The organism is Bacillus pseudomycoides DSM 12442 (genome assembly GCF_000161455.1).
Classification (GTDB): domain Bacteria; phylum Bacillota; class Bacilli; order Bacillales; family Bacillaceae_G; genus Bacillus_A; species Bacillus_A pseudomycoides.
The window spans coordinates 5,356,566-5,359,062 of record NZ_CM000745.1 but is presented as its reverse complement, the minus strand read 5'-3'; the positions used below and the strand labels follow the sequence as shown (position 1 = coordinate 5,359,062).

Sequence of the window (2,497 nt, the reverse complement as noted above, 5' to 3'; positions counted from 1 at the left end):
AGCAGGTCCAGTCGGTCCGGGTTGAGGTAAAGGAAATAAACAATTAAGCGGTATGCAGTTATGTTTATTAAACCTATCCAAGTTAGTTCCTCCTCATCTTTTGTATAAAATTTATTAATAAATGGTGACAACAATACAGTGTATGAATGGTAAAAAATAATGGCACCAGGTATTTACTCTAAAAGGTGTAAATGAGTACAGTATTTTAAAGTGAGATTTCCAAATTATTTGAGAGTCTGTTCTATATTGTGCTATTGGAGTTAGTTTTGGGATTTTATTGTTATGCACAATATTTTCTGATAACGTAAAATAGTTTATGTAAATGAGCTTTCTCTTGTAAACAGAAAAAAGATAAGAAATTCTCAGATTTGTGAAAGAACTAAAAAAGAAGTATTCTACCTTTAGGAATGATAGTATGCTGATATTTTTTAAGAAATAGGAACTAGTGTTACGGTTCTTCCTGTGAAAACAGAATAATATGGAGTGAAAGTAGAAAGGTCATACTATTCGGTGTTACAGCACCTGTGCCTAAAACTGAGTGGTTTTGCTCCTATGAGGAAATGGGAAGAAGCGCTGAGAGAATATGTAATAGAAACTTCGTAATGAAAGATGAAAAAGCATTCAGATACAAAGCAGGCTGTGGAGAAGACTTTCTCCACAGCCTGGAAATAGCAGTTTCACTAAGAAGCTACCATTTCGTCAATCAATTAGAAATTCTGCACGCATGAATTTGGGTCACAACCTCCACCGGTAGGCTGGAATACGACGTTGTCAATAAAGGCCGTTCCCCCACTTCCTTGGCTAGGTAAAATGTTTTGGAAAGAAATACACGCTCTTGTCGCACCGGCAGGCACACATACAACGAGAGTATAATGAGAGAAAGTAGATTGAGGATGATGATTATTTGGTACAATATTTGGGATACCCAGATCAACAATGTTCGCAGGAGAAGGCGGAGTCACACAGTCAAAGTTTTGGCTAAAAGCTACAGATGCTACGAGCAGTGCGTTAGCCCTTGAACTAGCAGCAAAGGAAAGTGTATAGCAACAACCTGGATCAACATGAACAGATTGGGTGATAAATGCACCGGGTTCAATTGCTACAGCCTGGATGCGAGCTCCGGTTGGACTTGTCAAAACACCGCTGTGTGAGTTGTTGTCTGGCTGAGTTCCTGTATCTACTACTGTGGCTCCAGTCGCTGAAGAGTTCCAATCTATAACACCACCTGTAGCTCCATCATCAAATCCAGGGTTGTTGAGCAGGTTGGTACATGGACAGCATCCTGGTCCAGTAGGTCCAGTCGGTCCAGTAGGTCCAGTCGGTCCGGTCGGTCCAGTCGGTCCAGTATTACCTGTTCCAGCTTGCCCAGTCGGCCCCGTAGGTCCAGTCGGCCCCGTAGGTCCAGTATTACCTGTTCCAGCAGGCCCGGTCGGTCCAGTCGGTCCAGCAGGCCCCGTCGGCCCAGGTTGAGGTAAAGGGAATAAACAATTTAGTGGTATGCAATTATGTTCATGAAACCTATCCAAATTAATTCCTCCTAATCTTTTGTATGAAATTTAATAAAAATATAAACATCCATACATTGTATGAATGATAGAAGATAATGGTACTGGGTACTTTCTACGAAATAGGGGCGCTTTAAAAAAAATCATGTCTTAATCCGAAATAGTTCTAAATTACTTTGTTTTCTTGTGAGGTGACTAAATTTGATTGTTTCACAAGAATTACACATGTACTTTAGGGATATTGGGATCTTCGTAGCCTCTTGATTGTTTTAATCATAGCCACAGACAGCGATAAGAGAAAAGATAAAGAAAAAAGCAAGAATCCGATTGAATATCGAATTCTTGCTATCTAAAAAGACATCTCTTTTTTCATACCTACCCGCTAAGTCAATAGTTCAATCTTTACTGGATTAGCATCTCTCTCTTTTGTCGAAAAGGTGTAACGATGTCTTTTGATTTTGTTGGTGAGATGATTAAATTAAAGAATTGAAATGCCAGCACTTGCGTTGCCTGAAAGAACAGAAGCAACAGAACCAGTACCGCCTAATAAAGAAAAGACCATTAGCAAACGATCTCCTGGATTTACCTGTAAATTTATTCCAGTTGCATTGCCATCAGCATTTAAGAAACCTACAATTCCTACGATGGGTGGAGCTAATGTCACCAAAGGCCCGAATGGAGTAAATACGTTGGTGTTATTGTTGACAGCGAGATTGATATATAATTGTGCTCGAACGGTTGCAGTACTAGCCACAGAAAACCCTGTCGCGGTGTAGTTGGCAAATATTGAATCAAGAATTCCAACACGAGGTACGGTAAATGCTTCATTTTCTAAGCCCAACAAGTTTATATTAGCACCTAATACGACCGCGCCAGGAGTAGCAGTTCCAAATCCAATGAAACTCGGAATACCAATTAACCCAGGGCCAATAACAGTCATGTTAGCTGGCGTCAGTCCAGATGAAAATGCAACTATAGCACCACCACCACCA

At 40.4% G+C, this 2,497-nt stretch carries 2 protein-coding genes; both read right to left on the bottom strand.

Annotation, left to right across the window (positions count from 1 at the left end; translation table 11 throughout):
- Positions 1-707: 707 nt before the first annotated feature.
- Positions 708-1,526: a carbohydrate binding domain-containing protein gene (locus BPMYX0001_RS32840; protein ID WP_006097378.1), complete on the bottom strand. Its 819-nt coding sequence runs from the start codon at positions 1,524-1,526 to the stop codon at positions 708-710.
- Between the two features lie 457 nt (positions 1,527-1,983).
- A partial coding sequence (locus BPMYX0001_RS27135; protein WP_279626201.1) for an exosporium glycoprotein BclB-related protein occupies positions 1,984-2,497 on the bottom strand: 514 nt, incomplete at its 5' end.